This is a genomic window from Hoylesella timonensis S9-PR14, assembly GCF_000762405.1.
Lineage (GTDB): Bacteria > Bacteroidota > Bacteroidia > Bacteroidales > Bacteroidaceae > Prevotella > Prevotella timonensis_A.
Window position 1 is genome coordinate 1 of sequence record NZ_JRPQ01000209.1, and the last position, 1,006, is coordinate 1,006.

1 protein-coding gene and 1 pseudogene are annotated in these 1,006 nt (G+C 45.6%); both read left to right on the plus strand.

What is annotated here, in order from left to right; all coding sequences use genetic code 11:
• Positions 1-865: pseudogene (locus HMPREF9304_RS11760) on the plus strand (site-specific integrase); the annotation flags it as partial.
• A gap of 5 nt (positions 866-870) precedes the next feature.
• Positions 871-1,006: Arm DNA-binding domain-containing protein (locus tag HMPREF9304_RS15075; RefSeq protein WP_262502977.1), on the plus strand; the 136-nt coding region annotated here is incomplete at its 3' end.

Sequence of the window (1,006 nt, forward strand, 5' to 3'; positions counted from 1 at the left end):
GCAATTGGTTGGCGTGGAGATTTCGGCACGTTGGCACTCGATGTATTACATGCTCCGAAAGCATCTGCAAGTCTTTATACAAGAGCGATACCATACCGGCGACATTACCTTTGGGCAACTAACCGAGGATTTCTTGGACGGCTTGCATGAATACAGTGTGGGAAGGCACGGTCATTCACAGAGTTATTACCGCAAGATGGCTTTGGCAGTCAAGAAAGTGTACCGTTTGGCTTTTCGTGAAGCTATTATAGACCGTCCTCTCTTTGACCTTGTCAAGATAGACAGAGGAGAGAGTAAACTGCCCAGAGCGTTGGACAGGGCTTCTTTTGATAGGATAAAGCAAGTCCGATTAGAAGAGGAGGAAACAGAACTGACACTTGCCCGTAACCTTTTCCTATTTACCTGCTACACAGGCACTGCCTTTTGCGATATGATGAATCTGTGCAAGGAACACCTTGTGCAGGATGATGCAGGAGCTATGTGGCTTAAATTCAGAAGGCAAAAGACAAACAGCCTTTGTCGGGTAAAACTTCTTCCCCAAGCCGCTACACTGCTTGATACATACTATTCGACTGAATGAGACAAGCTTTTACCGAGTATCAGCTACAAGACCTATCGTTTCCTCTTGAAAGCACTGCAACTGAGAGCTGGGATTGCCATTCCCTTAACCGCACATGTAGGACGGCACACCTTTGCGACATTGATAACCTTGGAGAATGGAGTGCCGATTGAAACAGTGAGTAAAATGCTTGGACACAGCAAGATTGAGACCACCGAGCGTTATGCCCATGTAACACCGAAGAAAGTATTTGAGGAATTTGGTCGCTTTCTCTCTTTTACAGAAGATTTAACCCTTAGCCTTTGAGGATTATGCGCAGTACATTCAACATTTTGTTCTACATCAATCGCAGTAAACTGAAAGCGGATGGTACAACGGCAATCTTTTGCCGCATTACGATAGACGGCTCAAAAGTCGTGATGTCCACAGGAGAAAACACATTGCCCG